Here is a 23,768-nt window from a genome sequence, read left to right on the forward strand (position 1 = left end):
TTTTATTTAGTATAATCAAACTCCATTTCGCTGACGTTGGTACGAATTTCTCAAGGTTTAGATATAACTTTGGGATTATCATAAAAGATTTATACGGCCGCTTTGCAAAATAACCTAAAACAGGAGTTGGGAATGCGCGATGTTTTGGTTACCAAAGCGACAGGAACGACCGGGCGTTATGTGGTCGAACGCCTCGCGGAGCGCGGGGCGTCGGTCAAGGCCGCATCAAGAAACCCTTCATCGGTCACGCAGGGCAACGTCGTGCCAATATTGTTCGATTGGGAGAACCGATCGACTTGGGATGCTGCACTGGACGGCACTGATGCCGTCTATCTCGTCAAACCAGAGTCGCCCGAGGTAACGCAAATCATCTTCGATTTCATCGAGTTGGCTAAGAGTTTCGGCGTCATCAAAATCGTACTTCTCTCGGAAATAGCGGCGGAAACACGCACGGCCGATGCCGATGAATTAAAAGTTGAGAGAGTGGTCGAACAGAGCGGTTTAACCTACACCATATTGCGTCCAAATTGGTTCATGCAAGACCTCGTCGACGAGCGCTTTTTCGGAGATCTGATCCGTCGAGACGGGGTCATCGTGATGACGACCGGGGGCGCGGCAACGGCTTGGATCGACGCGAGGGATATAGCTGCCGTGGCCGTCGAGATTCTACTTGGTGCGGATTATGACAAGCAAGCGCTCACGCTTACCGGCCCTGATGCATTCACCCTTGTGCAACTCACGGATCGCATAGCGGCTGTGACCGGGACGGTCGTCCAGCCTGTCGAGGAGACGACCCAGGCGGCAGAAGAGCGGCTTCGGAAATCAGGTGCATCCGAGGGTTTCATTGAATATTTCTCAAATATCGGACGCAGCATAATGAAGGGAGATACCGCCTCGGTCGCCGATCAAGTTGCGCTTATAACAGGACGCGAGCCCCGCACTCTTGACGCTTTCCTCACTGAGTACGCGCCTTTGCTGCAGCGCGGTGCCGGACAATGACGATGCAGGATCCGGTCGAAACTCAGCTTTCGCGTGACAATGAGGCCTTGCTCAAGAAGCAGGTTGATGCTTGGGCGCGAAATGATCTGGATGCGCTCTTGGCGCTCTACAATGATGAGATGGAATATATAGACATTCCGTGATGTCGGTCCCGGCCGCGATGACGTCTTCCAGGCGGATGGTCGAAGTGATCCGTCCCAGCCGCTCGCGATCCAGATCGGTCGCAAGACGCGCCCAGGCTTCGAGACGGCGCGGCTTCGGGCACATGACGGAATCGATGCCGAGTAGAGAGACGCCGCGCAGGATGAAGGGCGCCACCGTGCCCGGAAGGTCCATCCCTTGCGCCAAACCGCAGGCCGTGACCGCGCCGCCATATCGGGTCATCGACAGGACGTTGGCCAAAGTATGCGATCCCACGCTATCGACACCGGCGATCCAGCGTTCCTTACCGAGCGGCCGCCCGGGACTGGACAGTTCGTTGCGGTCGATGATTTCGGCGGCGCCAAGGCCCTCGAGATAGTCCGCTTCCTCGGCCCGACCGGTCGACGCGATGACGTGCCAGCCTGCCTTCGCCAACAGCGTGATCGCGATCGAACCGACGCCGCCGGCCGCACCGGTGACGATGACCGGCCCATCGGCTGGCTGCAGTCCATGCTTCTCCAACGCGAGAATGCTGAGCATCGCGGTATAGCCTGCGGTACCGATCGCCATCGCTTCGGACGGCGTCAGGTCAGCAGGTAACGGCACCAGCCAGTCGCCCTTGACCCGGCTCTTTTCAGCGAAGGCGCCGAGATGGGTTTCGCCCGTGCCCCATCCGTTGAGGATGACTCGATCGCCGGGTTGGAAATCGGGATGGCTGGACGTCTCGACCACGCCGGCGCAATCGACGCCGGGGATCATCGGGAAGCGCCGGACGACCGGGGCTTTGCCAGTGATCGCCAGACCGTCCTTGTAGTTGACCGTGGTGTGCGTCACCCGAAGCTCGACATCGCCTTCCATCAGATCGGCTTCGCTGAAATCCGTCAGCGCGACGGTTCGGCCTGTGTGGTTCTTTTCGATCACGACTGCTCGGAATGTGCTCATGATAATGCTCCTTTCTCAAAATTAGACCGATCGGCTAGAATTGTTCAAAAAAGGGGGTCAGGTGCGGATCATTGCGAAAAACCCTTCCGCGAATGTCCGGAGCGGAGCGCCGCTGCGTTCGAGCTTGGCGCGCAGCACGGCGCCTTTCCCACCCGATCCAGAAGAAGGCGGCGAGGCGATCAGCATCATGGTGGGCTCCGATCTCACCGGCAGCTTGCGCGGCTCGCAGGCATTGGGCCGTGCGATGCGGGGCGGCACATATGGCGAGCTGACCGCACCATCGCGGTCGCCGACCACAATGTTCCGACCGATGGGCGCGGGCAGCCCGATGTATTTCGCTGCCTCCGTCATGACTTGTCTCCGTTGCTGACTAATCCATAGTCAGCATCCCAGATTCGAGCGGCCGAGGCTCCCGCAGTCATTGGGTCTAAGAAGCTCGGTTTCCTCAACGCTTCGCTCGATATTCGGCCAGCCAATTTCCCGTTCGATCGCGTCCCTGGGATCCTCGTGCTTCCAGCGCCCTTCGATCAGCAGCCGCCCGAACGCCGCGTAAATTTTGCCGATTTCCTTCAGGCGACGCGGGCGTGGATTGACTTCCTAGCCGAAGCACTCCCCACTCCTGGCACCGATTGGTGAGATGCCGAGCTAGAAGACGCCCCGAGTTTTTAGTAAGCGTGGGCTGGAGGCCGCAGATCAGGCGGCTTCGGCGATCGGTTGCTGATCTGGTCGCCAGTTCCACGGCATGAGCTCATCCCAGCGGGCGGCGGGCCAGTTGCCAGCGATCTTGGCGATGACGTCGGCGATATAGGCTTGTGGTTCGAGGCCATTGAGTTTGGCGCTCTCAATGACGGAATAGACGGCAGCAGCGCGATCGCCGCCCGCCTTTGATCCGGCAAACAACCAGTTTTTACGGCCGAGGGCCACACACCGCATGGCGCGCTCCGCAACGTTGTTATCGATCTCCAGACGGCCATCATCAAGGAAGCGCGTGAGCGCGACCCAGCGCTTGCGGCCATAGCGACAAGCCTTGGCCATCTCGGACTTGGGCGAGAGACGGCGCAGCGCATCATCGAGCGTCTGACGCAAATCATCGATCAATGGCTGGGTGCGGTCCTGCCGGCTTCGTCGTCGGATATCGGGCTGCTGGCCGCAGACGTCGGCCTCGATTTCATAGAGCTGGCCGATGCGTTCCATCAGATCGGTGGTGAGCGGCGTCGGCTTGGTGGCGTGGATGTCGAATATCTTCCGCCGGAAATGCGCCCAGCAAGCAACCTCGGTGACGCGGTTCGTGTCGTAGAGCTTATCATAACCAGCATAGCCGTCGGCCTGGAGATAGCCGGTGAAGTTGGCCAGCTGCCGCTGGGGATGTGCGCCGGTGCGATCGGTGGTGAACTCATACCAGACCAGCGCCGGGGTCGTGGCGCCGGAGCCGCGATCATCGACAGCGTAAGCCCAGAGCCTGCCAGTCGCCGCCTTGCCCCGCCCCGGATCAAGCATGGGAACCGGCGTATCGTCGGTATGGATCTTCGTGGCGGTAAGGCCGACTTCGCGAATGCGACTGACGATCGGATCGAGCAGCACGGATGCCTGCCCCACCCAGCCTGCCAGCGTCGAGCGGTCGATCTCGATCCCCTGCGCAGCCATTATCTCGGCTTGGCGGTAAAGCGGCAGATGATGATCGAACTTGGAGACGACGACATGGGCCAGCGTGCCGAAGGTCGCCTTGCCTCGGGCAATGGCTTTTACCGGCGCGGGCGCCTGCACGATCTTCTCGCAGGACCGGCAGCTATACTTGGGCCGGATGGTCCGAACGACACGCCATTGCACCGGCACGGCATCAAGCATCTCGTCGCTATCCTGCCCCAGAGGCCGTAGCGCGCCGCCGCAGTCCGGACAGGTGCAACTGCCCTGCTCGGGCTCGATCCGCTGTTCTTCCCGCGGCAGATGGGCGGGCAGTGCGCGAACAGGCGCTGACCGAACGCCATCTGCCGGATCGGCTCGACGCGCGGCAGCGACGATGGCCTCGCCTTCAAGTTCTTCGAGGGCCAGCTCAAGCTGTGCGATCTGGGTGTCGAGCTTCTCGGACGACCTGCCGAACTGCATCCGCTTGAGGCGCGCGATCTGCACGCGCAGCGTATCAATCAGGATGTCGCGGGCAGAAATATCGGCGTGGGCGGCCGCCAAAGCAGCTTCGAGCTCGGCGATCCGAGCGTCTTTGTCAGCGGTGGAAAGGCCTGCATCCGACACCGCGATCCTATAGCGGAACAGCCGCCGATGTACCAGTAAAAGTGCCGGAAATGGGTGTTTTTAGCCCGCGAGTGACGGGGTGAAAGTGCGTTCCGGCCGCCGCCAGTCGATGCCTTCCAATAGCATGGAAAGCTGGGCCGCGGTCATCACCACCAACCCGGTCTTGGTCGATGGCCACACGAACCGGCCCCGGTCCATCCGCTTGGAAAACAGGCACATGCCCTGGCCATCATACCAGAGCAGCTTCACCAGATCGCCGCGCTTCCCCCGAAAGGCGAACAGCGCCCCGGAATGCGGACTTTGCTCCAGAACCTGCTGCGTCATCACGGCAAGGCCGTCGAAACCCTTGCGCATGTCTGTCGCGCCGCAGGCCAGGAATATCCGCGTTGAGGGCGGCAGCGGGATCATCGCGTCAGGATACCGATCACCCGCGATAGGGCATCGGCATCGACCGTGGCGTCCACGCTCACTCTGATGCCCGACGGCAGCTCGATGCCGATCACGCCGTCGCTGCGTGCCGCGACCGTCGGCGCGGGCAAGGCTAACTGCTCGCTGATCTGCACCTCCGCAAAAACGGGCTCTGCCAGCTTGCGAACCCCGGCAAGCTCACCGGACATTGCTTGGCGCCGCCAGGTGTAGATCGAGCCGCTGCCGACGTCATGGCGTTCACAGGCCGCGCGCACGCAACCCTCCGGGCCGAATGCATCACGCAGGACGGCCAGCTTCTGCTCCACGGTCCAGCGCCGCCGGCCCGACACCCGGCTAACGATCTCTATCCGACTACTCATACGACCGCTCGTATGAGTAGTCGCTGCACCGCTAGCTGAATCTTCAATCCCGTCCGACACCGGCCACTCCGCTCAAAGAGCGGCAATCATCCCGCCAGATGCGTGGCGCGCAAGGCGGCCGTCAGACCCTTCCAATTACCCACAACTTCTTCGGCTGACGTCGGCGCCGATTTTGATGTCCATCAGACGGGACCACCCTCTCCAGATGACGATGTTGCCGGGAGGTGGATCGTGGGCTCGCGCAAGATAGCCTCCGAGCCTGGCGATTCGGGTCAGATAATCGGCAAGGGTTCTGCCTGCGGACACGTTCTTTCGTGAAGCTGCAAGGCGGTCGATCAGCGCGATTTCGACATCGGTCAAGACAAGCCGAGGCGAGGCATCAGGAGCGGCGCGGTTGATCATGGTCATCCAGAACAGGCGCCAGGACAGAATGCAGAATATGGCGATCAGATTGGCAAGGCGCTCAGCAGTTCGCAGCCGCGCATCTTCGGCTCGGCAGCCGGATTTGAGTATCTTGTGGAAGAGTTCGATCTTCCAACGCTGGGCATACCAGTCGAGTTTTTCGATGGCTTCATCGGGCGTTGTTACCGGCAGATCGGTGATGAGCCGCCAGTCGATCGGGGGGCGTCCTTCTGGCGTTCCACTCTCACGAGCGTGTAAGATCGTCAGGGTGAGAGGGGGATAGCGTTTTTGCTTTCCGATCGGCGGCAAAACCTGGATGCGCCGATAGCGTAGCTCGATGTCGGCATGATCGTCTTTGCCAACGGCGACCCGATGCATGCCCTGCACGGTGGTTTCGCTCATTTCGTCGGCGATCGTATGGCCACCGTCACCGGCCAGACGGTCGACACAGGTGCGCACCAGGAAATGCGTGCCGAGCGCCTGTGTTTCGCAGAAGAACTCGTAAATGTCGTTCTCCCGGTCGCCAATGTGGACGAGCCGCTCCGGCTCGCCCAGTAAGGACGTCGATTGGCGCATATTCTCGAGCCAGCGGTAGCTCTCCTTCTCCTCGATCGGCACGCGTGTGGGATTGATCCGCCGCTTCAAAGCGTTGGTGCCCTTGAACCTGGTGCGGGTCCAGAATTTCGTCGCCGTCAGGCCCAGCGGCAATCCCTCGGTCGTGACCGCGAGGCTGGAGTGCATGAGCAGGCCGCAGACCGTATGAAGCCGGAGTCGACCATTCTCATCGCGCCGGCTCGGCGCAAGACCGATGGCGCCAATCCTTTCGGGATCGCGCCGTTGATAGGAGAATTCGGTGGTGTCCTGCAAAACGAGGATGAGCCCGTCAAGGGCAGCCACACGCGCCTGTGTTGCCTGAAAATGCCCGGCGAGAATCTCGCCCTCGTTGACCGATCCATTCGACAAAAAGCGGTACGCCGCCTTGGTATTGGCCCAGTCCTGACAGGCCATCGGAATCGGCGCGCCGATTGCCCCTGCCATCTGCACAAGCATCATGCGAAGCCGCTCGCCCAGCCGCTTATCACGAAAGGCGCCGGGATCGACTTCCCTATCAGCCCATCCAGCCGCATCAAAAACGGAATTTTCCACCTTGCACCCCCGCTCCAGCGAAATGGTGCTCGTGGATGAATCATGGGCAGTTCCCTTCAGGCAATCACCATGAGTCAAACGGAATCAGGCGTGCGGCGAGATGTGGGTAATTGGAAGCGTCAGACCCCGCTTACAGTTTTTATCGGAGGACCACGTTTGCTATCTCGAAATATTACAGTCCTTTATGATTGTAGATATTAGTGACCCAGCGAAAGCGACGCCCACAACCGCACATGGTCGGCATCGATAACGCCGAGGCTTGGTCCCTTTCAGTTGGTCCAGCGGAGGCCGCGGGCGCGGCGGACGTTGCGGGTGAGCGTGAACCGCATCACTGCCAACCCTCGATGACGATCTTGCCGCGTGCGGTAGTGCTCTCAAGCGCCTGGTGCGCGCGCTTGAGGTTCGCGGCGTTGATGGGGGAGAACTGAAGCGCCCCGGCTTTTCAGGAGGCAGTTTCCATTGGGCTATGCAGCCATATCGAGGTTCTCGAGGGCTGCATAGTAATTGTCTTCAGCCTCAGCGGGCGGGATGTGCCCGATAGGGCCGAAGAGCCGGTGATTGTTGTACCAATCGACCCAGCGCAGCGTTGCCATTTCCACGGCCGAAACGCTTGGCCATGACCGCTGCCGCCAGATGACCTCGGCCTTGTAAAGGCCGTTGATCGTCTCGGCCAAGGCGTTGTCGTAGCTGTCGCCGACGCTACCAACCGAGGGAACGAGCTTGGCCTCGGCCAAGCGCTGAGTATAGTTCATCGCGAGGTATTGAACTCCCCTGTCGCTATGGTGGATCAGCCCGTCATCGGGGCCTGGCCTGCGGGCATGAATTGCCTGCTCCAGGGCATCCAGAACGAAGCCTGCAGTGGCTGATGTGCTGACCTTCCACCCCACAATCCGCCGAGCAAAAGCGTCAATCACGAAGGCGACGTAGACGAAGCCCGCCCAGGTATGCACGTAGGTGAAATCGACAACCCACAGAGCGTTGGGCCGGCTGACGCGAAACTCCCGATTGACCTTGTCCAGCGGACACTGCGCCTTCGGGTTGCTGATGGTGGTGATCGTCTTCTTTCCACGCCGGACGCCCGCCAGCCCCATGGCGCGCATCAGCCGTTCCACCGTGCATTTCGCCACCATGATGCCTTCACGCCGCATCTGGTGCCAGACCTTGCGTGCGCCATAAAGGCCGAAGCTGGCCTCATGGACCCGCTTGATCTGTTCCCTGATCTCCTCATCGCGCCGGGCACGTGCCGGACGCCTTCCGGGATCGGCACGGCGCGCGGCATGTTCACGATAAGAGGAAGGGGCGATTGCCAGCTCGCGGCAGATCGGCTCGATCCCCAAATCCTCGCGATGGGCGTCGATAAACGCCATCATCATCTCCCGGGGCGGTCGAGCTCCGCCATCGCAAAATATGCTGATGCCTTGCGCAAAATCTCGTTGGCCCTGCGCAGTTCCTTCACTTCGCGCTCAAGCAATCTCAGGCGTTCCCGGTCATCAGCGGCAAGCGCCGCTGGCCCCGCTCGTCGGCTCGCCTCCTCGCGGCACCAGCGGCGCAGCGTCTCCAGCGAGCAGCCGATCTTCGCCGCGATCGACTTCATCACTTCCCACTCCGAGCCATACTCAGCTCGCTGCTCCGCCACCATACGAACCGCCCGCTCGCGAACTTCAGGTGAAAATTTGTTGGTCGTCTTGCTCATATCGGATGCTCCTTCTCACAAGTTGGAGCCTCCGGAAAAGCCGGGGCGCTTCAGGGTGTGACAAGATGAAGCTCGAGGCCGTCTCGCGCAGTCGCGAACAGGCTCGCAAGCATCCGTCAGGAAGTCAGGGGAGGTGAAAGGGCCATCTGATCCGCTTCCCCCGACCGATCGATAAGAGCCAGTGCGACAAAAGTGCTCTTCCAAGGATGAACTGCATGAAAAGGAACGAGGCTTCCCATGTTGAGTGAAGAGAGCAGACTGAATTTTTATGCAGAACCGGTTGAGCAGGTCCTCCAGCAGCTTCGGACAGTCCCGCAGGGACTGAGCGGCGACGAGGCGGCCCGGCGTCTGGCTGCACATGGCGCCAACAAACTGCCAGTTCCTGAGCAACGTAGCACCGCCGCCCGGTTCGTATCGCACTTTCACAATATCCTCATCTACGTCCTGCTGCTCTCCGCTCTGGTGACAGCGATCCTTGTACTCCTTCGGAGAGAGCTTGATGGTCTCGCCCATCAGCTGGACGTCGCGCTTGGCGAAATCGACGCGCAGCGGCCCGCTCTCGAAGACAACGGCATTCGCGCTCCCCGCCTGGGAGCGGCGGACTGCTGCCCGGATGCGGGCCATCAGTTCCCCGATCTCGAACGGTTTGTTGACATAGTCGTCGGCGCCTTCGTCAAGCGTACAGGCGCTCATCTCGGTCGCACAGATGATCAAGCTGGGCGAATGCGAGTTCGCGGTTGCCGGCGGCGTCGAGAGCATGAGCCAGTCGCCCCATGTCGTCAAAGCCGTGCGCTGGGGGCGACGCATGGGCGACGAGGCCATGATCGACGCGATGAACGCCATCCTGCACGACCCTTTTGGCGCGGGCCACATGGGTGTGACCGCCGAGAACATTGCCGAGCGTTTTTCGATTACGCGCCAGATGCAGGACGCACTCGCCGCACAGAGCCATCGCCGCGCGTCCGCCGCACAGGCTGACGGACGCTTCGAGGAGCAGATCGTAGCGGTCGAGGTCCGGAGCAAGGGCGGCACGAGCCTGTTCCGGATGGACGAGCATGTAAGAACCGAGCTTTCGGAGGTGCCCCTTGCGGGCCTGAAACCTGTCTTCCGGGAGAAGGGCGGCACCGTCACCGCCGGCAACGCGAGCGGCATCAATGACGGTGCCGCCGCGCTGGTTCTCGCCTCAGGTGACGCGGCCGCACGCCACGGGCTCCGCCCGCGAGCCAGGGTCCTCGCCTGGGGCCATGCCGGCGTGGCACCCGAGGTCATGGGGCTGGGGCCCGTCGAGGCGGTCCCCATTGCGCTCGATCGCTGCGGGTTGACGCTCGCGGACATGGACGTGATCGAGGCCAATGAGGCCTTCGCCGCGCAGGCCTGTGCTGTCGCCAAGCTGCTCGGTTTCGACCCCGAGAAGGTCAACCCCAATGGCAGCGGCATCGGACTGGGGCATCCCGTCGGCGCGACCGGCGCCATCATCACCCTCAAGGCCCTTTACGAGCTTGAGCGTAGCGGCGGGCGCTATGGCCTCGTTACGATGTGCATCGGCGGCGGGCAGGGCATTGCCCTCGTGATCGAACGACTGGCGCAAGATGGAGCCGGGCCTGCCAGGCACTGATGCCGCCCGGCACTCGCGCCGGCGCAGCTCAGCCTGGTGGGTCGAGCGCACCCGTCAGACAAATTGAAGCGGTCGCGTGCTGGAGAATATAATGGACGACGAAAGCTATGTGTTTGACGAGGAAACCGGTGACTGGATGCCCACCTCCGAGCTCGTAGAACGCCGCGCGCAAGCGAGCCGGGTCGAGGTTCGCGATGCTGTGGGCAATATCCTCGCCGACGGGGACCAGGTTACCCTGATCAAGGATCTCGAGGTAAAAGGCGCGGGCCAGACCTTGAGGCGCGGCACGCTCATCAAGTCGATACGGCTGACCGGCGATGCGCAGGAGATCGATTGCCCTACGATGGGATCAAGGGGCTGGTTTTGCGCGCCGAGTTCGTCAAGAAGCGGACCTGATCTCAAAAGGCCGGACGCTCGATCCCGAGATCGCCGCCAGTAAATTTCCCGTTCGGGAGATTTCCGTAACAAACTATCCGCGCCTATGTTGGATTTTCCCGATCGGGAAATATTGATCTTGAAATGCGCATCAATATCGCATAATTTCCCGTTCGGGAAAGCGAGGGGCTATGCTCGACATGATAACCATCGGCCGGATCGTTCGCGACGAACGCAAGGAACTGGGACTGCGTCAGGATGAACTGGCGGCAGCAAGCGGCGTGGGACTGCGCTTTATCGTCGAGGTCGAGCGGGGTAAGCCGACGGCGCAGATCGGCAAGGTCATCGCGGTCCTGGCCGCGCTCGGCTGCGAGCTTGAGATCCGCCGGCCGGACGGCATCGTGATCGCCGGCCGGCCTGCGTGAGCACCGACATTCTCGATCGTCTTATCGTCTGGTCCGACCAGCATATCGCGGGCGAACTCTCCATCGACCGTGCAGGCGCGATGCGTTTCAGCTACGCGCCGGACTGGCTCGCCGATCCCGATAGAACAGCGCTCTCGCAGGCCATGCCCAAGAGGGTTGAGTCATTTGGCGATGCGCTGTGCAAGGCCGTCTTCGGCGGGCTGCTGCCCGAGGAAGGGCAACGGACCGCCATCGCCCGCGCCCTCGGTGTATCGCCCGACAATCCCTTTCGCCTGTTGGCGGCGCTTGGCGGCGACGTTGCCGGCGCCCTGGCCTTTTTGCCGGAAGGGGAAATGCCGCCAGCGGCACCCGCCGGCCGGCCGGCTCGCCCGCTTGATGACACAGAACTGGCGGCGCTGATCGCGCGTTTGCCGCGCGTACCGATGCTGGCCGGGGAGGGGGGCGCACGGCTCAGTCTGGCCGGCGCGCAAAGCAAGTTGCCCGTCGTTCTGGTCAAGGGCGCCATCGCCTTGCCGCGTGTCGGCGAGCCATCGACCCATCTCATCAAGTCCGAGCCCGATCGCTTTCCGGGACTGGCGGCCAATGAGGCATTCTGTCTCGCCCTGGCGCGATCGGTTGGGCTCGATGCGGTCATGGCCGAGTGGCGCGCCGTCGCTGGGAAGGGCTATCTCCTGGTGACCCGCTACGATCGCACCGTACAGCCCGGCGCGACCTCGCGCCTGCATCAGGAGGACTTCGCACAGGCGCTGGGCGTACCGTCCAACCGGAAATATGCGAGCGAGGGCGGGCCGACGTTCCGAGACGGCTTCGCGCTCGTCCGCGCGGCCACTTCACGGCCGGCCCGCGAGGTGCTGAAACTCGCCGATGCCGCGATCTTCAATGTGATCATCGGCAATGCCGACGCGCATGCCAAAAACTACAGTCTGCTTCGCCGCGCCAACGGCGAGGTGGTCCTTGCCCCCCTCTACGATCTGGTTGCGACCCATGTCTGGCCGGAGCTGTCGCCAAAGCTCGCCATGCGATTTGGGCGTGCCGCGACGCTCGAGGATCTGGACGCTGCAAGCTTTGTACGCTTTGCGCAGGATGCCGGTCTCGCGCTTCCCTTCCTGCGCCGGCGGGCCGCGGCGATCGCGGCGCGCGTGCAGGCTGCGATTACCGATCGCGTCGAGATCCCCGGGCTGGAGGATACCGCTTGTCTGGAGGACCTGCCGGCAACCGTGCTCGACCGGGCGATGCGGTTGTCACTGAAAGCGGAAGCGAGAGGCCGCTAGTCGTCCAGGCGGCCGAACGAATATGCGTGCGTTGCTCCAGCAAGTCCTTGAGCTTCTGGGCGTAGGACAGGCTCATGGCATGTCCGATGGCGCCGGCCCTGACATTGGCGAAGACATATTCGCTGCCCGATTCAAAGGCCGGCAGATATTCGTCGCTGGTCAGATAATCGACGTACATGTTGAGCACATAGTCGTGTACCGGCACACCGCGTGTCCGACCGGATTTCGCGCGGGCGCCATTGCTGTTGTCCTCGCGTGGAATGACCCAGATGACCTTTCCCAGCAGATCGATATCAATATGGTGCAGGCCCAATGCTTCGCCGATCCGCAGACCCGTATTGTAAAGCAGCACGATCAGGAACGCGTCACGCGCCAGGTTGCAGCCCTCGATCAGCCTCAACACCTCGGTCGGTGTCAGCCGTTTCTTGAGGACCTTCTGCTGGATGCGCCCGGTATCGCCCGACAGGTAGCGGTCCTTACGTCGCGTCGTGCGGCGCTGGCTGATGTGCTCCAGGAAAGGCTTGTAGATGCGATGACCGTCGTAAGCCTTGGCAACCTCGGCCGTATCGATCGTAAAGTCGTCGGTACCATTGAAGAAGCGGTAGAATGATTTTATCGCAAGCTGGATCTGGTTCCGCGTCGCAGGAGCCAGGACCCTCGTTGCCTGCTTTCCCAGCAAGACCAACCGGGGACTCGGCAAAGCGTCTTTCCGCGTGGCAAGCCGCCAAGCCAGAAAGCTATCATAAAGCGGCACCGTAGCCTGGTGGAGCCCGGCGTCGTTCGCGCTCAGGAAATTCGCGAACTCGACGACATGGCGGACGTAGGCCCGAACGGTGTTGGGCGACGCGTGCGTCTGCTCAAGATGAACGATCCAGCGACGACAGCACTCTACGATATCGCCGCGGTCATCCAGCACCGTCCACGATCGACGACCATCGGGCAACTCGATGCGCGCGGCCTGCCAAGGCGACGGTGAAGACGCAGTGGACATGGTGGCAGATATTGGTGAAACATGCCCCGAACCGCAAGCTTTCCGCCCTCACAGTGGACACACTTGTCGATTCCCTAGTTCGGTGAACAGCACCGCACGGATTTCCGCGATTTTACGGGCACGAGATTCCCTAAGATCGGTGGATTTTTACCCGAGATCTGGAGTGGGCCCCTGGGGTCGGACAGGTGGGACCATAATGATTGACCGTGGGTTTGGCTTTTGGAGAAAAGCCAATGCGACACCGTTCCCACAGCATGGAGTTCAAACGTCAGGTCGTTCAGGAATATCTGGGCGGCGAAACATTGCATGGGCTGGCCAAGCGTCATGACGTTTCTCGCCAATTGATCCGGGTCTGGATTGAGAAGTATGAGGCGGGCGAGTTCGACGATGACGCGCAAGCGGCTGATCTCATCCAGCAATATGAGGCCCGCATCGCCGCGCTGGAACGCCTGGTAGGCAAGCAGGCTCTCGAACTGGAGTTTCTAAAGGGGGCTCTGCAAAGCGCACCGCGGCCGAGAAACGGGACTACATCCGTCATCACCGGCCCCTTGGCATCTCCGTCTCCCAGGGGTGCAGACTGATGGGTATCGCACGTTCAACCTATTATCATGGGCGGGTGAAGCGGGTTGACGAAGCCGATCTGCTGGCCGCAATCATGGCGATCTGCGATGAGTTTGAGGCTTATGGCTGGCGACGCGTACGGGCGGCCCTTCAGCACCAGGGCATCTGCGCAAATCATAAGCGCATCAAGCGTTTGATGCGGGAACACAGCCTTCAGCCGCGGAGACGGCGGAGATATGTCGCAACGACTGACAGTGATCACGATCTGCCGATCTTCCCGGACCTGGCAAAGGACGTCGCTCTGACAGGTGCGGATCAGCTCTGGGTCGCAGATCTGACCTATGTCGCGATTGCGAGTGGCTTTGCTTATGTGGCGATCATCCTAGACGCATGGTCAAGGCGGGTGGTTGGCTATGCCATCGGTCGGTCGATCGATGCCCGCCTCGCCATTGCCGCGCTTGAAACTGCTATCGCAAGTCGGCAGCCCTCACCGGGCCTCATTCATCATTCGGACCGTGGATCCCAGTACGCAGCCGCTTCCTACCGTGCGCTGCTGGCAGCCAATGGCATTACCGGATCGATGAGCCGGCGCGGAAATCCTTACGATAACGCCAAGGCGGAAAGCTTCATGAAAACGCTCAAGGTCGAGGCGGTCTACCCGATGGCGTTCGAGACTTTCGAGGATGTCGCCACCCATCTTCCACCGTTCATCGACCGCGTCTACAATGAACGCCGACTGCATTCCGCTCTGGGCTATTTGAGCCCGGTGCAGTTTGAGGAGTTACACACCAAAACTATGGTCAAATCCGCGGCCTGATACCTGTCCGACCCCAGGGGCCCACTCCAATCGGTGGACAATGTTCATCGCGATTCGTCCAGCTGGGGAAGTCGTGATGGTGCGTCAGAGGGCAGACCTTCACGGTGTTGCAGAACCGGCATGGAGCCGGGCAGCTGAGCGCGAACCTGTTATCAGGAATCTGGCCGCAATGGCCCGCATTCCCGACGCCGATCTGCGACTGGCAATGGATGAACTTTCGCTGGGTCGAACTCGCCTCTATGCTCTCGTGAAGCAATATCGCACCCGCTCAGTGGCTAGCAGTCTCGTCGATAGCCGGCCCGGACCAACCTGCGGATTTTCCCGGCTTGGCCCTGAAGTCGACGCTCTGATCAATGGGATGATCGAGAGTTTTTTCCTAACCGACCAGCAGCCCAACATCAGCGATCTGTGGCGAAAAATTGCCCATGAATGTGCGGCCCGCGGCGTAAGCAAGCCGTCACGTCATGCGGTCGAGGTGCGCGTCATGCGCCTTCGCCGCGCGCATGTTATTCGGAGACGGAAGGGACGCAAGGCAGCGGACGATGGATTTCGCCCGGTGCGAGCCCACTATGGTGCTGAACATGCTCTGCAGATTGTCCAGATTGATCACACGCTGGTTGATCAGATTGTCGTCGATGAACGGAACAGGCTTCCACTGGGAAGGCCATGGCTGACGATCGCGGTTGATGTCGCGAGCCGTGTCGTAACCGGCTTTTATCTGACGATGGATTCGCCGTCGGCCACCTCGGTTGCCATGGCATTGCGTCACGCCGTGCTTCCCAAGAAAGCCTGGCTTGAGGAGCGCAGCATAGACGTTTCTTGGGAGGTTTCAGGCATTCCCGATTGCCTCCACATGGACAATGCGCGCGAATTTCACTCGCGCGCTTTGGCTCGTGGCTGTACCGAGCACGGCATCGAGCAGATCTTTCGACCGCCGGCCACGCCCCATTATGGCGGGCATATCGAACGACTGATCGGCACGATGATGGGCGCCGTGCATTTGCTTCCAGGGACAACCTTTTCAAACATAGCGGAAAAAGGCGATTATGACCCAGAGCGTCACGCTGCCATGACGCTTGCCGAACTGGAGAGCTGGATCGCCCTACAGATTGCGGGCGTCTATCATTGCAGCCTGCATTCCGCGCTTCAACTCACGCCCGCGAGCGCGTGGGAGAGGGCGGTGCAGCGCCAACCGGACCCAATCCGCCATCCCGCGGACTTCGATCAGTTTCTCCTCGACTTTCTGCCATTCGAAATGCGGAAAGTCAGGCGCGATGGCGTTCGGCTGTTCCACATCCGCTATTGGGACAATGTCCTTTCATCCTGGGTGGGGGAGGGACTCCAAATGCTCATCAAATATGACCCGCGGAACCTCTCCTGCGTCTTCCTGCAGGCGCCGGATGGCCAACATCTGCCGATTCCCTATGCCGATCTTTCGCGACCCGCGATCAGTCATTGGGAACAAAAGCGCGCTTTGGCCGAGTTGCACGAAGAAGGGCGGCGATCGGTTGATGAGGGGCAGATTTTCGCGTCTATCGAAGCGCAGCGTGCCATCGTAGCGATGGCAACTGCACGCACCAAGACGGCGCGGAAAGCGGCGAGACGTATGCCGCGGGACGATGCGCCCATTATCACGACAACCAAAGCGCCTGCTGACCTGGTCGACCGGCAGGCGCCTTTGACCAGCGATCCTTACCTGCCTTACCCCATGGAGAACTGGTCGTGACAGACGAGCTTACCCATCTCCACCCGGATTTCCGCGCCAATGCTCTGGTATCAGATGAGAAACGGATCGCATGGATTCGGACGGAACGCTGGGTGGGCTTCCCGAAGGCGGCGGCAATCGTGCAGCGCCTCGAAGCGCTCCTTGCCTATCCCAAGCGACCGCGTATGCCGTGCCTGCTGGTCTATGGACGCAGCGGCATGGGCAAATCGATGGCGATCGCCCGATTTTGCAACGCCCATCCTCCGACCTTCAACGAGACCGAAGGCAGCACGACCATGCCCGTTGTAGCCTTCCAGATGCCCAGAGAGCCGCTGGAACAGGATTTCTACGAGCAGATGCTGCGCGCCATGGGCGTCCCGGTTCGGGGCGGCATGACCAAACGGGACGCCGAGCGCCTGTGCCTCCGGCTTTTGGGCGAATTGGATACCCGGGTTCTCATTATCGATGAGATGAACAATCTCCTGGCTGGGACGTCGCGCCAGCAACGGCTGTTTCTCAACCTCATCCGCTTCATGACCAATGAGCTTGCCTTGCCGATCGTCTGTGCCGGCACGCCCGAAGCGCACCGCGCGCTGCTGTTCGATCAGCATCTCGCGGACCGGTTCGATGCGCTCGAGCTGTCTCCGTGGCGGGACGACGAGAGTTTCGTTTTCCTGTTGCGTTGCCTCGGTTCGACGCGCCCGCTGCGCCATGCCTCTGATCTGGAGAGCCGTGGGGTGAGACGGCGACTCATGGATCTAAGCGGAGGGATTACCGGACGAATATTCCGATTGGTCGAGGAGGCGGCGGTCGCGGCCGTCTTGAGCGGCCGCGAATTCATGGACGAGGAAACCTTTGCCGACGAACTGCTCGTACCTCCGCTGGCGTCGATGCAGCGCCACGGTCGAGCGAGGCATATACCGGTGGCCGGATAGCGCGAGATCGTGGCCGGCCTACAGGCGAAACAAAGTCTGGCGTTGCCGTTCGCGCCACGACCATGCCCGGATGAAATCATGTCATCCTGGCTTTCGCGCGTGGCTTGCCGATATGACTGTGAACCGGAACCACTGTTCACATTGTTGCTGTCGTCCAAGCAGGAAGCGGAGTGGAGTGATGGCGCAGCCATCGATTGGGGAATGTCGCTTCCCCATCAACTCTGTATTGCTGAAGCAACCCATCTTCATTCTACCGTCGTTGCATCCTGTGACGCGGCGCAGCGTTTTCCTCTTGTACCAGTATTCTGGTTTAGCTGGCCCAACTGTCTCGCCGTTGCCGGTGACGGCGAACCACGGGCATCGCAGTTCGCATGGGCGTGGTGTCCCGACTGCCTGACGGAGAGCCATAAGCAGACCGGTCAGGACTTCCTCCGGATGGAATGGTGCTTTGCCCCTGTAACCCTATGTGCGCGTCACCAACGGCCGCTTCTCAATCATTGCCTATGCGGTTCCCGTGAGCGACCTGTTCATGTCGCGAGTGGTAAGGAAAGCCGGCTTTGCTGCAGCCAATGCGGACTCCTCCTGGCTGGACAGGGGAGGCGGCGGTCGAGGCAAGAGCCGCTGCGGACATTCGCTGCCGCGAGTGTCCAGCTTTCCTTCGAACAGGATTTAATGGCGGCGCTATCCGGGCAGCCGGTGGGCGTCAGGTGGTGCGGCGCGGCCAAGCCGGCTGAATTGCTGGCTGCGGTCAGCGACATTGCCGATGTTCTTTGCGCGGCGTCCGGTCATAGGGGCGACGTTCCGCTCGATGCCTTTGATACATGCTCCCATTATCGACCCCGGCTCCATCTTCCGAACGTGCACCACAAACTGTGCGGCCTCTCAGCCGATTGGCGCAGACAGGTCATCGCGGCGGTTCTGGCGGTGATTGGGGACGCAAATGTCTGCGCCGTTATGGCGAGTGATCAACGCCTGGAAGAAAGACCGATCCTCGAAGAATTTCGGCAATGGAGCGGGTCACTGGAATGGCTGATCCATTTCATCCGCCCAGCCTATCGGCATGGATTGTATCGGCGAGCAACGCATTGGCCACCGCGGCTGCGCGCCCGATATCGCGCTGGGGTCACAGGCCTGTACTGAAGCAAAAACCGGTTTTCAGTCAGGCGGCACTTTCATCTATCTGCTGGACAGTTGAATTTCAGTGATCAGGCGCTGTGTCGAATTCACCGGTCACGCTCTTACGCTATGGCCGGAAACCGGGAGTTCGTGGTAATGTAGCAGTGCGAGTCCTCTCATGAATAAAGGAACAGCAGGCCAGACGAGTCCACCGATCTCAGGGAAATATCCACCGATCTTGGGTAATTTTTGTCCAGTGATCTCGGGTAAATCAATCTCGAAACAGTCGGAGTCCACCGATCTTCGGGAATCGACATCTAGGGCTCCATCAAAAACTACAAATTTAACATAATTCTTATTATCAGACTTTTTTATTATCACCTATTTTCAATATCTTATATCCTTATTGCTGATACCATTTCTCATGCTTGAAGCTCCAATCGAGCCAAAGGTGGAATGCCATCCGCCGGGTCTCGTTGAGGGTTTGGCTCCGCCATTTCAACCGAAGGCATCAGAGCAATCGCCGAATTGCGATAACGAGGGTCATGGGTGACTTCTTCGCCGATCCACGGCGGCAATTCCAAGCGCTCGTCGACCGTCTGCAATTCCACTTCGGCGACGATCAATCCCTCGGCTGGCCCGTGGAAAACATCGATCTCCCAAATCTTGCCGGCAAATGTCACGCGATAACGCGTCTTTTGGATCAGGATGCCGGAGCAAAATCCAGCGAGCATCTCCTCCGCGTCGTTGATCGGGATCTCATACTCGAACTCATGCCGGACGAGACCAGATCGCGCACTTTTCACCGTGAGCCACGCCCGATCCTCGGCGATCCGAACGCGAACGCTCCCGTGACTGTCGTGGGCAATATATCCCTGCCGCAGCTGCCGACCCCGATCAGCTGATGCTCGCCAATCCTTGCGAATGACCAGAAATTTGCGTTCGATCTCGACTGACATAGACACCCCGGATGGGATCGCCGTCAGGCGGCGAACAGATCCAAGGTAGCGCTTATCAATGACGAACGGGAGTCAGATGATCGCGGATTTACAACGACACGAACCGATGGAGCCGCACCGTTGCTCGTCAACCATCAGGCTTCCGTTCGGCGCGGTCGCCGCCTCGGTTTGACCGGCTTGGCTGGGGTCGATGCGGCTGTGCCTGCCGGTCCACCGCGCAGCGTCGGTCCGATTTCATCCAGCGTCATTGACTTCGCCCAGTCCGGATCTTCGTAAAGCGCGATCAGCGCATCCGTGTCGATCGGGCCCAAAGCGGTGATCCGACTGTTGCCTTGCTTCCAGGCGCTTTCCCAGATCATCGCCAGGCTCCGCGCGCCTTCGGCCAGCAGCGACACGGTGGCCGCGCCGAACTGGCCCCACATCGTCTTCTTGTCACGCACATAGGTGTCAATGATGTCGTCGACCGAAATCGTGCTGAACGCCAGGCGCATGACATCGACTGTGGCGACCGCGGCGTCATGGCCCGATTGGCAGAAGCGGGTGAAGCCGTGAGTGCCGCGCAGGCCCGGGCCGATGCCAAGCTCTGTGTTGAGCCGCGCCAACATTTCCGGCGCATGAGCGCGCAGCATGTCCGATTCATAGGCAGAATGGACTTCGTGTCCGTAAATCTCGTCGCTGTTCGGGTCCTTGCGGTCGGGATCGCCATTGAATTTGTAGGAGATATGCAGCGGCTGGCAGCTGTCGCCAACATAATGGGCCATGACGCCGGCAGCTGCGACAAAACCGGCCGCGTCACCCTGCGCGGCAGCCTCGACCATCATGTCGTAAAACTGCCAGACCCGGAACGGCAGCAGGCCGCGCGAACGGTCATGGATATCGTCATAATAGGTCTGGAAGGTTTCGATCGTGACCTTGGCGGGGTCGGTCCTGCCCAGCGGGTCCGCTGTCAGCTGAAGCAAGGTGCGGCCGTTCGAGTCCGGCTTGTCCATATCGGCGAAATGGTTGGGATTCTCATGATTGCCCCGCGCGGCCGGACTTCCGGGCCGCTTCCAGACCTTGTCAGGCACATCGGCGAGCGGTGAGAAGCGCTGTTGGCTGGCGGTCTTGAACGATTTGGCAGCGAGATTGTCGTCGCCATAGGCGACACGGTCCAGATTGGCCATCATGAGCGTCGCGAGGTCGTCGTCGACAAGGAGCTGACAGGCCTTCGCGCCGATCGTGTAATGGCCGACATCTCCCCAATATTCCGGGAGTCCCGAATGAACCCCGCGCAGGATGTCCACGTCCAGTTCGCGACAGATGGTGCTGACGAAGGTCGCGAGCGCCAGACCTTGGGCCACATTGCTGTGGCCGCCGTCGACGAAGACATGGCCGCCCCATTGCATCGCCATGGGTCGCAGCGGATCCGTTTGCTCGGCACCTGGATCCGCCATGCACCAGAGCGTGCCGGAATCGCCGGGTCGGGTGGTGCTGCCATGGTCCGGCGCGATCAGCAGATCGGAGACATAGTCCGTGCCACCGATGGACTTGTACCGATAGAAAAGCGCGGCCACTCGGCCGGAGAGTGGGCCGGAGGCACCGCCAAAGGCATGGACCGGGCAGTCAATGAGATCGACGGTGATATTGTCGGCGTGCAGGTCCAGCGGCGTACCGATCGGTCCCAGCCCGGCAATCTGCGAGGTCCAAAAGGACGTATCGGCAATATCGACCAGCCCGACATCCAGGTTCCCCATAACCTGCGTACCCGGCCATCCGGGATATGCCTTGGAAAAGGGTAGTTTGCGGATCGACCGATCGGCGGTCACGCCAATCGCGACGCGGCTGCCCCGTAAGATGGTCGCCACCTCTTCACCGGGGCGTCCAGCGACATGCTGGTTGGTGAGCGCATAGGTTGAACGCCCGTCACTGACCAGGCAGCCAACCGAGCCAAAATGGTCGACGCCCTGGACGCGTGTGGTCAGCAGGAAGCCACCGCCGATCAGGCTGTTGGGAAAGGACGGCGCGTCATCGTTGGCCGCAGGCGCGTCACGCCGTTCGACCAGGATCGTGCAGGTCGGGATCACCCGGCCATCGGGCAGGAAAAGCGCACGCGGCACCATCTGATCAGGGCTGTGGGCAAATTCCGCCCGGTCGACCCATTGCTCGACGAAGACCAGCACGCACGGCCAGGACCAGGGCGTCACAACTGTATTGTAGAGCGTCTTCGGCTCGGCGACGGGCGCGAAGTTGGCAGGTCGCTTTTCGGCCGGCGAGTGCGTCGCATACCAATCATCCTTGTGGATGCGATAGCGTCCGATCGCGGTCGCAGTGACATTGGACAGATGCGACAGATGGAGGTGATAGGCGTCACGCGCCTCGATCAGGTCGCGAACCGATAAGGAGCTATAGTCACGCTGCGGTGGAAATTGTTTCATGATCCATCCCCCAGTTGCGTGCTTCGCCTCTCGGAAGCCCGCAGCCATGGAATAAATCTTGCTCGTGACAGGAATTTTACCGGCGCCAGGGGGAATGTCGAACGGTCATGCTATGGGCTCATGCCCAAGTTGATCCAGGCGCTCTTTATCAACTGTTGATAACGTGCTAAAGGATGGATCAGGAGGCACCCACATGATTAGCGCGGATCTTGGACAGCAGCTTGAAACGTTTGTCGCCAGTCTGGTCGCGACCGGCCGTTACAACTCGAAAAGTGAAGTGCTGCGTGAGGGCGTGCGCCTGATTCAGGACCGAGAAACCCGCCTGGCCGCCCTCGATGCGTCGATCGCGCGTGGACTCGCCGACGCCGATGCAGGAAGAATGGCGCCCGCGGAAGCAGTGTTTGATCGTCTTGAGGCCAAATATCGCGCCATGGATGCCGACTCTCAATGATCGTTCACCTTTCGGCCGAGGCCGAGCATGATCTTGAGACGATCGGTGATTATATTGCGCAGGACAACCCCGCCCGGGCGATAAGCTTCTTGCGCGAGCTGCGTGTGAAATGCCTAGGCCTGTCGGGTCATCCTGAACGTTTCCCGCTGGTGCCACGCCTCGAAGGACTGGGCGTTCGGCGTCGCAGGCATGGCAATTATCTGATCTTCTATCGCGTGGAAGCAGACAAAGTCGTTATCATTCATATCCTGCACGGCGCTCAAGATTACGGAGCGATGCTTTTTCCAGACTGACGGTTTGCTGCTTCGATTTCCCTCGATTTTATCCCCTGTCCCAGGACCCGGATCACATCATGACCTCACAGATAACGACCATCATCGGCGCCACCGCAGGCATGACCTGCTACTACTCATGAGCTGGTCAGCGCGCCGCGAGGGGTGGAACCCACAGAGCGAAGATGCCCGCGATGATGGGGATGTCGATTATTCCCGCGTCATCCACTCGGCTGCGTTCCGCCGACTGCAGGGCAAGACGCAGATTTTGAATCTGGGCGACAGCGACTTCTACCGGACGCGCCTGACCCATTCGCTCGAAGTCGCGCAGATTGCAGGCGGGATCGCGCGCCAGCTCGGCAAGAGCTTTCCCGATCATCCCGCCGCCTCGCTCCTACCCGACCGTGGCACCATCCATTCAATCGGCTGCACCCATGATTTTGGTCATCCCCCCTTCGGCCATGGCGGTGAGATCGCGCTGAACTATTGCATGCGTGATGCAGGGGGCTTTGAGGGGAATGGCCAGACGCTCAGAATATTGGGGCGACTGGAGCATTTCTCCTCCCATGCCGGGGCGAACCTGACGCGCCGAACCATGCTCGGCATCCTGAAATATCCCGTCGCATTCAGCCGGGTGAGCAATCCGGCGATCGTCCCTGCCCTCGTCACCGGCCCGACCACCATCAAGATTCTTGACGGCAAGACGTGCAAGCCCCCCAAATGCTATCATGATAGCGAGCAGGACATTGTCGACTGGATCCTTGCGCCGCTGGACAGTGCGGACCTCGAAACATTCCAGACGTTCGCGACCCAGCCCGGCAAGCATGGCCGGTCTATCCATAAATCGCTGGATTGCTCCATCATGGATACGGCCGATGACATCGCCTATGGCGTCCATGATCTGGAAGATGCGATCGCCCTCGACCTCGTCACGCGGGAGCGTTTTGCCGCCGCGCTGCAGGATCGCTGCCCGACCTTTCTCGACGCCCTTAAGGAAAAATATCCGGGCGAGAGCGCCAATGACGTCTTCTCGCAGATGATAGACGGTCTGTTCGGCGGCGCTGCCTCGCGCAAGCGCTTCATCGGACGGCTGGTCCACCACTTTCTCACCGCCGTGGAATATGTCGAACTGAGCGCCTTTGCCGAGCCATTGCTGCGTTACCGCGTGCGCGTGCGGGAAGGCGAGCGTCAGTTCCTCGACGTCCTGCAGGATTTCGTCGTGCGGGAAGTCATCACCAGTCCTGCGGTCCAGCATCTGGAATTCAAGGGGCAGGGAATGGTCATCGCCGTTTTCGAAGCCATGCAAGCCGATCCGGTCCGGCTGCTCCCCCGCGAAGAGCTTTTGAAGCTTGACGCAGCCGGCGGCGACCTGCGCATCATCTGCGACTATGTGGCAGCGATGACCGACACGCATCTGCTCAAGACATATGAGCGTTTGTTCTCCCCGCGCATGGGCTCGGTGTTCGACCGCCTCTAACGTGGGCGAGGCGCCTCGCTCCGTCC

20 protein-coding genes, 4 pseudogenes and 1 other annotated feature are annotated in these 23,768 nt (G+C 60.7%); of the genes and pseudogenes, 14 read left to right on the forward strand and 10 right to left on the reverse strand.

Annotation, left to right across the window (positions count from 1 at the left end):
- The first annotated feature begins 132 nt into the window (after positions 1 to 132).
- A complete protein-coding gene (locus tag H5V43_RS21710) occupies positions 133 to 999 on the forward strand; it encodes an NAD(P)H-binding protein (RefSeq protein WP_025547139.1) in 867 nt (288 codons plus the stop codon).
- Positions 1,000 to 1,050: 51 nt separating this feature from the next.
- Here H5V43_RS21710 and acuI read toward each other — a convergent pair whose 3' ends face one another.
- The 7 genes and pseudogenes from acuI to H5V43_RS21745 form a co-directional block, all read right to left on the reverse strand.
- Positions 1,051 to 2,082 carry an acrylyl-CoA reductase (NADPH) gene (gene acuI, locus H5V43_RS21715; RefSeq protein ID WP_025547141.1) on the reverse strand — a complete coding sequence of 344 codons (1,032 nt, stop codon included), beginning with the start codon at positions 2,080 to 2,082 and terminating at the stop codon, positions 1,051 to 1,053.
- A gap of 57 nt (positions 2,083 to 2,139) precedes the next feature.
- A pseudogene (locus H5V43_RS21720) lies at positions 2,140 to 2,326 on the reverse strand (TetR family transcriptional regulator C-terminal domain-containing protein); the annotation flags it as partial.
- A gap of 449 nt (positions 2,327 to 2,775) precedes the next feature.
- Positions 2,776 to 4,329 carry an IS66 family transposase gene (gene tnpC / locus H5V43_RS21725; protein ID WP_025547143.1) on the reverse strand — a complete coding sequence of 518 codons (1,554 nt, stop codon included), beginning with the start codon at positions 4,327 to 4,329 and terminating at the stop codon, positions 2,776 to 2,778.
- A gap of 60 nt (positions 4,330 to 4,389) precedes the next feature.
- The gene (gene tnpB, locus H5V43_RS21730; protein ID WP_025547144.1) at positions 4,390 to 4,737 is read right to left on the reverse strand and encodes an IS66 family insertion sequence element accessory protein TnpB; all 348 of its coding nucleotides are present in this window, start codon (positions 4,735 to 4,737) and stop codon (positions 4,390 to 4,392) included.
- Entirely contained in the window at positions 4,734 to 5,117 is a 384-nt protein-coding gene (gene tnpA / locus H5V43_RS21735) for an IS66-like element accessory protein TnpA (protein ID WP_025547145.1), read from the reverse strand. Before tnpA ends, tnpB begins: the two co-directional genes overlap by 4 nt.
- Before the next feature lie 135 nt (positions 5,118 to 5,252).
- On the reverse strand, positions 5,253 to 6,665 hold the full coding sequence (locus H5V43_RS21740; protein ID WP_150295636.1) for an IS4 family transposase: 1,413 nt from the start codon (positions 6,663 to 6,665) through the stop codon (positions 5,253 to 5,255).
- A gap of 464 nt (positions 6,666 to 7,129) precedes the next feature.
- A protein-coding gene (locus tag H5V43_RS21745; protein WP_128830678.1) for an IS3 family transposase occupies positions 7,130 to 8,358 on the reverse strand; the annotation gives its coding sequence in 2 pieces (ribosomal slippage) (positions 7,130 to 8,070 and positions 8,070 to 8,358; 1,230 coding nt in all).
- Positions 7,961 to 8,077, reverse strand: a sequence feature (AL1L pseudoknot). Its footprint overlaps the gene before it by 117 nt.
- Positions 8,359 to 8,595: 237 nt before the next feature.
- Here H5V43_RS21745 and H5V43_RS21750 point away from each other — a divergent pair.
- The 5 genes and pseudogenes from H5V43_RS21750 to H5V43_RS21770 all read left to right on the forward strand — a co-directional run.
- Positions 8,596 to 8,763: pseudogene (locus tag H5V43_RS21750) on the forward strand (cation-transporting P-type ATPase); the annotation flags it as partial.
- A gap of 268 nt (positions 8,764 to 9,031) precedes the next feature.
- Positions 9,032 to 9,973 (forward strand): annotated as a pseudogene (locus H5V43_RS21755) (acetyl-CoA C-acyltransferase); the annotation flags it as partial.
- 91 nt (positions 9,974 to 10,064) lie between these two features.
- Positions 10,065 to 10,369: pseudogene (locus H5V43_RS21760) on the forward strand (alkylphosphonate utilization protein).
- Between the two features lie 170 nt (positions 10,370 to 10,539).
- The gene (locus tag H5V43_RS21765) at positions 10,540 to 10,773 is read left to right on the forward strand and encodes a helix-turn-helix transcriptional regulator (RefSeq protein WP_025547149.1); all 234 of its coding nucleotides are present in this window, start codon (positions 10,540 to 10,542) and stop codon (positions 10,771 to 10,773) included.
- The gene (locus tag H5V43_RS21770; protein WP_025547151.1) at positions 10,770 to 12,044 is read left to right on the forward strand and encodes a type II toxin-antitoxin system HipA family toxin; all 1,275 of its coding nucleotides are present in this window, start codon (positions 10,770 to 10,772) and stop codon (positions 12,042 to 12,044) included. The genes H5V43_RS21765 and H5V43_RS21770 overlap by 4 nt, the downstream gene beginning before the upstream one ends.
- Here H5V43_RS21770 and H5V43_RS21775 read toward each other — a convergent pair.
- Positions 11,926 to 13,035: a tyrosine-type recombinase/integrase gene (locus tag H5V43_RS21775; protein ID WP_150295611.1), complete on the reverse strand. Its 1,110-nt coding sequence runs from the start codon at positions 13,033 to 13,035 to the stop codon at positions 11,926 to 11,928. The genes H5V43_RS21770 and H5V43_RS21775 overlap by 119 nt on opposite strands.
- A 233-nt stretch (positions 13,036 to 13,268) precedes the next feature.
- Here H5V43_RS21775 and H5V43_RS21780 point away from each other — a divergent pair, with 233 nt between their 5' ends.
- From H5V43_RS21780 to H5V43_RS21800, 5 genes are read left to right on the forward strand one after another with little or no spacing between them, the layout of a single operon-like run.
- Entirely contained in the window at positions 13,269 to 13,616 is a 348-nt protein-coding gene (locus H5V43_RS21780; protein WP_037484504.1) for a transposase, read from the forward strand.
- Entirely contained in the window at positions 13,589 to 14,413 is an 825-nt protein-coding gene (locus tag H5V43_RS21785) for an IS3 family transposase (RefSeq protein WP_242495903.1), read from the forward strand. Before H5V43_RS21780 ends, H5V43_RS21785 begins: the two co-directional genes overlap by 28 nt.
- A gap of 40 nt (positions 14,414 to 14,453) precedes the next feature.
- The gene (locus tag H5V43_RS21790; protein WP_128830731.1) at positions 14,454 to 16,139 is read left to right on the forward strand and encodes a Mu transposase C-terminal domain-containing protein; all 1,686 of its coding nucleotides are present in this window, start codon (positions 14,454 to 14,456) and stop codon (positions 16,137 to 16,139) included.
- Positions 16,136 to 17,053, forward strand: coding sequence for a TniB family NTP-binding protein (locus H5V43_RS21795; RefSeq protein ID WP_025548959.1), 918 nt, complete (start codon positions 16,136 to 16,138; stop codon positions 17,051 to 17,053). Before H5V43_RS21790 ends, H5V43_RS21795 begins: the two co-directional genes overlap by 4 nt.
- Positions 17,054 to 17,062: 9 nt before the next feature.
- On the forward strand, positions 17,063 to 18,193 hold the full coding sequence (locus tag H5V43_RS21800; protein ID WP_128830732.1) for a TniQ family protein: 1,131 nt from the start codon (positions 17,063 to 17,065) through the stop codon (positions 18,191 to 18,193).
- A gap of 398 nt (positions 18,194 to 18,591) precedes the next feature.
- Here the strand turns inward: H5V43_RS21800 and H5V43_RS21805 are convergent, their stop codons facing one another.
- Positions 18,592 to 19,128 (reverse strand): CYTH domain-containing protein, encoded by a 537-nt coding sequence (locus tag H5V43_RS21805; RefSeq protein ID WP_025548961.1) that lies wholly within the window; start codon positions 19,126 to 19,128, stop codon positions 18,592 to 18,594.
- A gap of 134 nt (positions 19,129 to 19,262) precedes the next feature.
- Positions 19,263 to 21,542, reverse strand: coding sequence for a Nal1-like putative serine protease (locus H5V43_RS21810; RefSeq protein ID WP_025548962.1), 2,280 nt, complete (start codon positions 21,540 to 21,542; stop codon positions 19,263 to 19,265).
- A 193-nt stretch (positions 21,543 to 21,735) separates the two neighbouring features.
- Between H5V43_RS21810 and H5V43_RS21815 the strand changes: the two genes are divergently transcribed.
- The 3 genes from H5V43_RS21815 (at position 21,736) to H5V43_RS21825 (ending at position 23,742) form a co-directional block, all read left to right on the forward strand.
- Positions 21,736 to 21,993 carry a type II toxin-antitoxin system ParD family antitoxin gene (locus tag H5V43_RS21815; RefSeq protein WP_128830733.1) on the forward strand — a complete coding sequence of 86 codons (258 nt, stop codon included), beginning with the start codon at positions 21,736 to 21,738 and terminating at the stop codon, positions 21,991 to 21,993.
- Complete coding sequence (locus H5V43_RS21820) at positions 21,990 to 22,286, forward strand: type II toxin-antitoxin system RelE/ParE family toxin (protein WP_025548965.1); 297 nt, start codon at positions 21,990 to 21,992, stop codon at positions 22,284 to 22,286. The genes H5V43_RS21815 and H5V43_RS21820 overlap by 4 nt, the downstream gene beginning before the upstream one ends.
- 118 nt (positions 22,287 to 22,404) lie before the next feature.
- Complete coding sequence (locus tag H5V43_RS21825) at positions 22,405 to 23,742, forward strand: anti-phage deoxyguanosine triphosphatase (RefSeq protein ID WP_025548967.1); 1,338 nt, start codon at positions 22,405 to 22,407, stop codon at positions 23,740 to 23,742.
- The last annotated feature ends 26 nt before the right edge of the window (positions 23,743 to 23,768 follow it).

Origin of the sequence: Sphingobium fuliginis, from assembly GCF_015074805.1 — a bacterium.
Lineage (GTDB): Bacteria > Pseudomonadota > Alphaproteobacteria > Sphingomonadales > Sphingomonadaceae > Sphingobium > Sphingobium fuliginis.

Coding starts and splice junctions, on each gene's coding strand:
- H5V43_RS21775 (WP_150295611.1), bottom strand. CDS start 13,035: ATGTCCACTGCGTCTTCACCGTCGCCTTGGCAGGCCGCGCGCATCGAG.
- H5V43_RS21790 (WP_128830731.1), top strand. CDS start 14,454: ATGTTCATCGCGATTCGTCCAGCTGGGGAAGTCGTGATGGTGCGTCAG.
- tnpA (WP_025547145.1), bottom strand. CDS start 5,117: ATGAGTAGTCGGATAGAGATCGTTAGCCGGGTGTCGGGCCGGCGGCGC.
- H5V43_RS21810 (WP_025548962.1), bottom strand. CDS start 21,542: ATGAAACAATTTCCACCGCAGCGTGACTATAGCTCCTTATCGGTTCGC.
- H5V43_RS21820 (WP_025548965.1), top strand. CDS start 21,990: ATGATCGTTCACCTTTCGGCCGAGGCCGAGCATGATCTTGAGACGATC.
- H5V43_RS21825 (WP_025548967.1), top strand. CDS start 22,405: ATGAGCTGGTCAGCGCGCCGCGAGGGGTGGAACCCACAGAGCGAAGAT.
- H5V43_RS21805 (WP_025548961.1), bottom strand. CDS start 19,128: ATGTCAGTCGAGATCGAACGCAAATTTCTGGTCATTCGCAAGGATTGG.
- H5V43_RS21710 (WP_025547139.1), top strand. CDS start 133: ATGCGCGATGTTTTGGTTACCAAAGCGACAGGAACGACCGGGCGTTAT.
- H5V43_RS21780 (WP_037484504.1), top strand. CDS start 13,269: ATGCGACACCGTTCCCACAGCATGGAGTTCAAACGTCAGGTCGTTCAG.
- H5V43_RS21815 (WP_128830733.1), top strand. CDS start 21,736: ATGATTAGCGCGGATCTTGGACAGCAGCTTGAAACGTTTGTCGCCAGT.
- tnpB (WP_025547144.1), bottom strand. CDS start 4,737: ATGATCCCGCTGCCGCCCTCAACGCGGATATTCCTGGCCTGCGGCGCG.
- H5V43_RS21765 (WP_025547149.1), top strand. CDS start 10,540: ATGCTCGACATGATAACCATCGGCCGGATCGTTCGCGACGAACGCAAG.
- acuI (WP_025547141.1), bottom strand. CDS start 2,082: ATGAGCACATTCCGAGCAGTCGTGATCGAAAAGAACCACACAGGCCGA.